This is a genomic window from Gemmatimonas sp., from assembly GCF_044345575.1.
Classification (GTDB): domain Bacteria; phylum Gemmatimonadota; class Gemmatimonadetes; order Gemmatimonadales; family Gemmatimonadaceae; genus Gemmatimonas.
The window spans coordinates 1-7,474 of the sequence record NZ_JBIJAW010000161.1; the positions used below are offsets into that span (position 1 = coordinate 1).

General features: G+C 68.2%; 4 protein-coding genes. 1 reads left to right on the top strand and 3 read right to left on the bottom strand.

Annotated features, from left to right (window positions below):
• On the bottom strand, positions 1 to 3,776 hold a 3,776-nt coding region (gene gltB / locus ACIQ6O_RS10380), incomplete at its 3' end, for a glutamate synthase large subunit (protein ID WP_396207715.1).
• A 125-nt stretch (positions 3,777 to 3,901) separates the two neighbouring features.
• Between gltB and ACIQ6O_RS10385 the strand changes: the two genes are divergently transcribed.
• Complete coding sequence (locus tag ACIQ6O_RS10385) at positions 3,902 to 5,188, top strand: diguanylate cyclase (RefSeq protein ID WP_396207716.1); 1,287 nt, start codon at positions 3,902 to 3,904, stop codon at positions 5,186 to 5,188.
• Positions 5,189 to 5,249: 61 nt separating this feature from the next.
• Here ACIQ6O_RS10385 and ACIQ6O_RS10390 read toward each other — a convergent pair whose 3' ends face one another.
• Both ACIQ6O_RS10390 and pruA read right to left on the bottom strand, forming a co-directional pair.
• Positions 5,250 to 6,203 (bottom strand): PhzF family phenazine biosynthesis protein, encoded by a 954-nt coding sequence (locus ACIQ6O_RS10390; protein ID WP_396207717.1) that lies wholly within the window; start codon positions 6,201 to 6,203, stop codon positions 5,250 to 5,252.
• The coding region (pruA, locus tag ACIQ6O_RS10395; protein ID WP_396207718.1) for an L-glutamate gamma-semialdehyde dehydrogenase at positions 6,203 to 7,474 on the bottom strand (1,272 nt) is incomplete at its 5' end. The genes pruA and ACIQ6O_RS10390, both read right to left, overlap by 1 nt.

Genomic DNA, 7,474 nt, shown 5'->3' on the forward strand with positions numbered 1-7,474 from the left:
AGCGTGGCGTCCGCCACGGCCAGGATCTGCTCGTCGATCACGGGCACGCCAGGGCGCACGTTGCGCTCCGCCGTACGCACGCGCGCCTCGTCGCTCCGGCGCGGTGCGCCGAGCACTAGCGACAGATCGAGCATGGTGGACCGCGGCAACTCCGGGCGTTCGGCCCGCTGCAGCCGTTCCACCTGACCGATGATCTCGCCCAGTGAGCGGGCGCCCATGAGCGCGAGCTCCGTGCGAACATCCTCGGCGATACGCGAGAAGTACGCGATCACCTGATCCGGCGTGCCGCGGAACTTCGCGCGCAGGTCTTCACGCTGCGTGGCGATACCGGTGGGGCAGGTGTTGAGGTGACACTGGCGCGCCATGTCGCAGCCCATGGCCACCAGCGGCGCCGTGCCGAACCCATACGACTCCGCGCCAAGTAACGCAGCGATGATCACGTCGTGGGCCGTCTTGAGACCGCCATCGACGCGCACTTCCACGCGGTGACGCAATCCGTTCGCCACCAGCACCTGCTGCGCCTCGGCGAGCCCAAGCTCCCACGGTGACCCGGCGTGCTTGATGCTCGAGAGCGGCGACGCGCCCGTGCCGCCGTTGTGGCCAGCGATGAGCACGTAGTCGGCGAACGCTTTGGCCACGCCCGCGGCTACGGTACCCACGCCGCTTTCCGCCACGAGCTTCACGCCCACACGCGCCCGCGGATTCACGGTCTTGAGATCGTGTACCAGCTGCGCGAGATCTTCGATGCTGTAGATGTCGTGGTGCGGCGGCGGCGAGATGAGCCCCACGCCCGGCGTACTGTGGCGCAGCCGTGCGATGAGTTCGGTGACCTTGTGACCCGGCAATTGACCGCCTTCGCCCGGCTTGGCCCCCTGCACGATCTTGATTTCGATCTCTTCGGCGCGCACCAGATACTCGGTGGTCACGCCGAAGCGCGCGGATGCGATTTGCTTGATGCGGCTGTCGCGCCGATCGGGCCCCGTATCGCGATAGAACGCCGGATCCTCGCCGCCCTCTCCGCTGTTGGATCGCGCCTGCATGCGATTCATCGCGATGGTGAGCGTCTCATGTGCCTCGGGAGACAACGCGCCGAGCGACATGGCGCTCGAAATGAAGCGGGCGCGGATGGCCTCCATGGGCTCCACTTCTTCGATAGGCACTGGCGCGCCCACGCGAATCGCCAGCAGGTCGCGCACGGTGCTCGGCGCGCCGCCATCGGTGCGCTGGGCGAACGTGCGCCACGCGTCGTCGGGGTTGCTCCCCGCGCGTGAGGCGCGCGCGCTGCCGACCGACTGCTGTAGCGCGAGTACGGTCTGCGGCGCCCACGCATGTTGTTCGCCTTCCTTGCGGAAGCGCACCCGGCCGTGATCCGGCAGCATGGCCTGCGGGGCGCCATCGGCAGTGTACGCGCGCCGATGCCGCTGCAGCACGTCTTCGCTGAGTTCCCGCAACGACAGCCCACCCATGGGGGAGGCGGTGCCGGCAAAGCAGCGATCGATCACGTCGGCGCCGAGGCCGAGGGCGTCGAATGTCTGGGCGCCGCAATACGAGGAGAGCGTGGAGATGCCCATCTTGGCGAGCACCTTGAGCAGACCCTTCTCCACAGCGGCACGATAGCGGGACTGCGCGAGCGCCGGTCCCGGGCGCTCGGTGTCGGCGTCGGCCTTGCCGTGGGCTTCGGAGAAGAGCGTGGCCACCGTTTCCAAAGCGAGCCACGGATACACGGCCTCGGCACCGTAGCCGAAGAGCGCAGCCATATGATGCTGTTCGATGGCGTCACCCACTTCCACCACGAGCCCCACGCGCGCCCGCAATCCGGTGCGCACCAGATGCTGGCGCACCGCACCGAGTGCAAGCAACGCCGGAATGGGCGCGCGATCGGCGCTCACCTTACGGTCGCTGAGGATGAGTAGGCGCGCGCCCTTGCGCGCCGCCACTTCGGCGCGGCGGCAGAGCGAATCGAGCGCCGCTTCGAGCGCCTCGGAGCGGGAGCGGGCGTTGTAGGTGGCGTCGAGCGTGGCCGCCGGGAACTGGGGGAAGTTGCGCAGTGCCACCATCTCCTCCGGCAGCAGCACCGGATGTTCGATGCGCAGCATGCGCGCGTAGCCCGGCTTCTCCACCAGTGGTGAGCCACGACGTCCCAGGTGCATGCGCAGTGACATCACCATGCTCTCGCGCAGCGAGTCCATGGGCGGATTGGTCACCTGCGCGAATCGCTGGCGGAAGAACGAATAGAGCGGCGGCGTGTTGGGGCTCAGCACCGCGAGCGGCGCGTCGTCACCCATGCTCCACACGACTTCGGCCGCCGTACTCGCCATCGGCTCCAGCACGAGCCGCAGGTCTTCGTGGCCGTAGCCGAAGGCCATCTGCGTGGCACGCAACTGATCGCTCGAGCGCACGAGCGGCTCTGCGCCATCGCTGGGCGGCAGCGTGGCCATGTGCTGCGCAATCCACTTGGCGTACGGCCGCCGCGCGGCGACCTCGCGCTTGGCGGCCATGTTGCGCACGATGCGCGTGCTCGCGGTGTCCACGAGGAACACGCCACCGGGCCCCAGCTTGCCCGTTTCCACCACATCGCGCGGGTCGAAGTCTACGATCCCCACTTCGGAGCCGGCCACCACCATGCCGTCGGCGCGAATCTTGTAGCGGCACGGGCGCAGCCCGTTGCGGTCGAGCGAGACCGCTACGGTGACGCCATCGCTGAATGCGAGCGCGGCGGGGCCGTCCCACGGTTCGATCACGCACTGGTGATATTCGTAGAACGCCTTCACCGCGGGCTCCACGTCGGGGAATTTCTCCCACGCCTGCGGTACCAGCATCATGGTGGCGTGCACCGGCGAACGGCCCGAGCGCACCAACAGCTCGAGGGCATTGTCGAGGCTGCCGGAGTCGCTGCCGCGCGGGCGGATGGGATCGCGGACGCGGTCGGCCCGATCACCGAACGCCGGGGCGTCCAGCAGGGCGCCGCGCATCGCCATTGCATTGCGGTTGCCCCACAGCGTGTTGATCTCCCCGTTGTGCGCCAGCATGCGGAACGGCTGCGCCAGCTCCCAGCGCGGCATGGTATTGGTCGCGTACCGCTCGTGGAACACGGCGATGGCCGACTCGAAGGCGGGGTCGCGCAGGTCGGGGAAGAACGCGCCCAGCTGCCCGCCGTTCAGCAGCCCCTTGTACACCACGGTCCGGCACGAGAGCGAGCAGATGTAGAACGGCTCGAGGGCGCGGGCGAGCGCCCGGTGCTCCATCTCGCGGCGCGCCAAATAGAGCTGGCGCTCCCACGTGTCGTCGTCGGCGCCGGCGGGCCGGCTCACCAGGATCTGCTTGATGGTGGGCATGGCGGCGCGCGCCGACGCCCCCAGCACCTCCGGGCGAATCGGGACCTCACGCCACCCCAGCACCGGGATCCCATCACCCAGCAGCACGTCGGTGACGAGCCCCATGGCCTCCTCGCACGCCTGCGGATCCGATGGCAGGAAGCACATGCCCACGCCGACCGAGGCATCGGCGGGCAGATGGATCCCCAATCGCGACGCCGCCAGGATGAAGAGGCGCCGCGGGATTTGGGCGAGCAGTCCCGCGCCGTCGGCCGAATGGTCGGTGGCCGATGCCCCCCGGTGCGCCAGCCGGGCCGCCGCTTCCAGTGCGAGGCTGATGACCTCGTGCGTCCGTTCGCCGCTCTGCCGGGCGATGAATCCCACCCCACAGGCGTCGCGGGGGGCATACGGGGAACCGACTTCGTCGTCGAAGAACGAACCGCTGGCGTCGTACCGGGACATGGCTTTCAGGAAATGGGTTGGTATACAAACGGGAATCCGTCCTGTCCCGTTCCGCTGAATGTTCGTCCCACGGATTCGGCGCCCGGATGCTCCCCGCCGTCCGGAATGGGCGTTACCATGGCCGCATGGACATTGAGCGCTCCCGCGTCGACACGGCCACAGCCGACATCCTGATCTGGCAGACGGGATACCGGCTGGCGCTCGCGCTCATCACCGGCCTCGTGACCATCGCTTTGCGAACGCTCGGGACGCTGCAGCTGTCACCCGTTGCCAGCCGCGCGATCGGCCCCGATCGCGTGGACGTGCTCATGGGCGTGGCGGCCGTGCTGTATGCCGCCCTGGTGCTCCTCATCCGCAGCGTCGTGCGCCGCACGCGCACTGCCGACCGGACGCTGTCCACGCTGATGGTCGCTGCCGACCTCACCGTGGTGTTCTGGCTGGTGTTCCTCCTGGCGCGTCCGCAGGAGTACTTCGTCGGGTTGTTCCTGGCGTTCGTGTCGCTGCAGCTCACTCATGTGTACTTCGGGCGCGCCTCGGCGCTCCTCATGCTGGCCGCCACGGCGGTCGCCTACCTCCTGCTCAATGACATTGCCGGCCGGCATGGCGATCCCGTGGCGTGGGGACGGGTGTTCGTGACGCTCGGCATCTTCGGGGCGGGAGCGCTGCTGCTGACGCTGGTGCAGAGCAATCTGCAGGAGCGGCTCGATACGCTCGTGTCGATCTTTCAGAAAGCCGAGGAGGGCGACTTTTCCGAGAGCTACGATGTGGCTGCCGACAAGCGCCCTGATGCCATCACCTCAGTGGGGCGGGCGTACAATCGTATGCGCACGCAGCTGGCGAGTATCGTGTCGACCGACCCGCTCTCGGGGTGCTTCAATCGGCGCGGATTCGAGCTGCAGATGCGTCGCGAATTGGCCCGCGCCGCCCGGGCGCATACCGATGTGGCGCTGCTGGCCATCGATCTCGACCACTTCAAGCTCGTGAACGACACCCACGGGCACCTGGTGGGGGATCGGGTCATCGCCGAAGTGGGCGAGCTGCTGCGGGCGAACGCCCGTACCGACGACGTCGTGGCGCGCACCGGCGGCGAGGAGTTCATGATTCTCGCGCCCAATACCTCGTTCGACGGCGCGCAGCTCCTGGCGCTGCGTATCGTGGAGGCATTCCGCCGTCGGGTATTCGTGGAACCGTCGCCCCGCATTGCGTTGACCGTGAGCATCGGCGTGGTGGCCGATCACGTGCCCAGCGAGACCATCGCCGAAGACCTGCGCGCCCGGGCCGACGAAGCGCTCTATGCGGCGAAGCGAAGCGGACGTAATCGCGTGGTGCGGTGGTCCGCGGGGCTCGATGCCCTCAAGCTTGGGCAGACCGGCGAGCGATCGATCGCCGCACGGGGCGTGCGAAACGGCTGATCCGGAGGACGGCGCGGGAGTCGTTGGAACGTCCCGCACGCGCCGTCGCCCGGCCCGCCCCTCAGCGCAGGGACATCGTGCCGTCGGCCATTACGACACTCGCGCCACCCACCCGAATGGCGTCGATCGCCCCGCCGGTCTTGTGCGCTTCGATGGACAGGCGGCTCGGGCGCCCCATCTCCACGCCCTGTGCCACTTCCCAGCGCAGTGTTCCGTCACGCGGGGTGCGTGCGGCCAGAAACCCGGCCAGCGCCGCATTGGCCGATCCGGTGGCAGGATCTTCCGGGACGCCGCAGTTGGGCACGAAGACCCGCGCGCGGATGTCGCACCCCTGCACATGCGCCGCCAGCCCTTGTTCGTCGCTGCCGCCGGTCATGGCGAACACCATGGGCCACTCCGCCCACTTGCCGCCGAGGACCTGCTCCCAGGCGTCGGTGCGGAGCCGCGCGCGGCGCACGGCATCAACACTCGTGAGGGCAATCATCTGAAACGCGAGCCCGCAACTCGCGCCGGCGGGCGCATAGGCACCGCCGAGGATGTCCGACGGCTCGAGCGACAACATGTGCGCGATAGCGTCGAGGTCGCGCACTTCCACACGCTCCTCGGGGAGCATGGCGGTCGTGAGCTGAGCCCAAGTGGGCACGCCATGATCGAGGCGCACCCGCACCGGCACGGGGCCGACGTTCTCGCCCAGCACCACCGTCATCTCCCCTGCGGCAATCTCTTCGGCCGTCGGCTTTACTTCGCCGGTGGCCACCAGCACATGCGCGGTGCCGATGGTGGGATGGCCGGCAAACGGCACCTCCATCCCCGGCGTGAAGATGCGCACGCGTCGTGTCGTGCCCGGAGTTTCCGGCTCGAACACGAACGTCGTCTCGCTGTAGTTGAACTCGCGGGTGATCGCCTGCAGCGTCTCCGTGGAGAGCCCCTCGGCGCCGAAGCACACGGCGAGCTGATTGCCGGTGAACGGTTCGGAGGTGAAGACGTCGGTGGTGACGAAGCGGATGGTGCGCATCAGCCCAGGAACGGATAGCGCCAGTCCAGCGGGCTCGAGAACGTCTCCTTCACCGTGCGCGTGCTCACCCAGCGCATGAGGTTCGACTTGCTGCCGGCCTTGTCGTTGGTGCCCGAGCCACGCGCGCCACCGAAGGGCTGCTGACCCACGACGGCGCCCGTGGGCTTGTCGTTGACGTAGAAGTTGCCGGCTGCGTTGCGCAGGTGGCTCATCGCTTCGCGCACGCCCTGACGGTCACGCGAGAACACCGCGCCGGTGAGCGCGTACGGCGAGGTGCCGTCGACGATCTTGAGCGTTTCGAGCCACTGCGCGTCGTCGTACACGTACACCGTGAGCAGCGGGCCGAACAGCTCCTCGCACAGCGAGCGGTAGTTCGGATCCTTCGTCTCCACGATGGTGGGTTCGATGAACCACCCCTTCGACTTGTCGTAGCCGCCACCCGCCACGATGGTCGCCTTGGCCTTCGCTTCGTCAATCGCCGCGGCGAGGCGGTTGAAGGCGCGCTCGTCGATCACGGCGGCCACGAAGTTGGAGAAGTCGCGCGTGTCGCCCTGCTTCATCTCGGCCATCATCGCGATGCAGCGTTCCTTCACGGTCGGCCACAGCGAGGCCGGGATGTAGGCGCGGCTCGCCGCCGAGCACTTCTGCCCCTGGTACTCGAACGCGCCACGCACCATGCCCACGGCGAGCGCCTGCGGGTCGGCGCTCGGGTGCGCCACGATGAAGTCCTTGCCGCCCGTTTCGCCCACGATGCGCGGATACGAGCGGTACTTGCCCATGTTCTTGCCGACCGTCTCCCACATGCTGTTGAACACGCCCGTGGAGCCGGTGAAGTGCACGCCGGCGAGATCGCGATGCGTGAGCGCGATGTCGGAGATCATCGAGGCATCGCCGGGAATGAAGTTGATCACGCCCGCCGGCAGGCCGGCTTCCTCGAGCAGCAGGTACGTGTACCAGCTCGAGAGCAGCGCCGTGGCCGACGGCTTCCAGATCACCGTGTTGCCCATGAGCGCCGGCGCGCCCGGCAGGTTGCCGCCGATGGCCGTGAAGTTGAACGGCGTGACCGCGTACACGAAGCCTTCGAGCGGACGATAGTCGAGCTGGTTCCACATGGTGTGGTCGCTGAGCGGCTGCTCGGCGTACAGCTCCTGCGCGAACTGCACGTTGAAGCGCCAGAAGTCGATCAGTTCGCACGTCGCGTCGATCTCGGCCTGATGCACCGTCTTGGCCTGGCCCAGCATCGTGGACGCGAGGAACGTGTTGCGCCACGT

What these genes read in the sequence shown, in the direction of transcription:
- ACIQ6O_RS10385 (WP_396207716.1), top strand. Translation starts at nt 3,902, where the DNA reads ATGGACATTGAGCGCTCCCGCGTCGACACGGCCACAGCCGACATCCTG.
- ACIQ6O_RS10390 (WP_396207717.1), bottom strand. Translation starts at nt 6,203, where the DNA reads ATGCGCACCATCCGCTTCGTCACCACCGACGTCTTCACCTCCGAACCG.